This is a genomic window from Synechococcus sp. R6-10 (assembly GCF_047461815.1).
In the GTDB taxonomy this organism is placed as follows: Bacteria; Cyanobacteriota; Cyanobacteriia; order Thermostichales; family Thermostichaceae; genus Thermostichus.
Genome location: NZ_JANSHW010000554.1, coordinates 1 through 806 on the forward strand (window position 1 = coordinate 1; position 806 = coordinate 806).

1 protein-coding gene is annotated in these 806 nt (G+C 57.9%); it reads left to right on the top strand.

The window, feature by feature from the left end; genetic code table 11:
- A partial coding sequence (locus NW837_RS13695) for a glycosyltransferase (protein ID WP_414332165.1) occupies positions 1-806 on the top strand: 806 nt, incomplete at both ends.

The window sequence follows — 806 nt, forward strand, 5'->3', positions numbered from 1 at the left end:
ACCTAGACCATCCCCAGGAGGCCATTCAAATTGCCCGCCGCGCTTATCACACTTTCGACCAACACTGGCATCCCCGCCACCGCATTCAGAACCTGCTGGACTGGGTGTTTGGGGGAGAGCTGCCGGAGCCCTTTCGTTACTCGCCCCGCTCTGATGTGCGCTACTTTGTCAGCACGGCCAGCTCTGCCTGGATAGACACACGACTAGGAATCTACGAGCCCATTCAAGAGCTGCATCGCGTGCAGGAGCGACTGAGGGTATTTGTTGGCCGAGGCTGTCCTGGGGTGATAGCCGCGGACTTGCTGGACTTGCCGCGGCTGGAGCTGTACGTGGAAGAGGGGTTTGGGGATCCCTGTGGTCTGCTGCAGCAGAAGGGAGTGCCCGAGCGAGTTCATGAGGTGAGGGGGGAGCCGAGCAGTTGGCCTAGCTTTGATGCGGTGGTGTGCACGGTGGGAGACTTGCAGCGGCTGGGGCGGCCTTTGAGAACCAGCTTTGCTTTCATCCTGGGAGAAGACACCCAGCTCCTCTTTGCCAATGCGGGAAACATAACAGAAACTTTTCTCATTGACTTAATCCAAAAGGGCAGCTCTGCTCCGTCAGCTTGGTTGCGGGGGTACGAAGGCGTCGAGTACGAAGGAACGGTGGCCAGACTTAGTCGAGTCTATCAGCCTGCTGTTTCTGTTCTTTCTGATGTCAGGGTTGTCGTGGATGTGAGAGCGGGGGTGGGCGTGGCCAGCGCTTGTTTCAGAACTCTTCACCCTGAGGCGGCTATTCACTGTTTCGAGGTGGATCCCCTAGCTCTACAC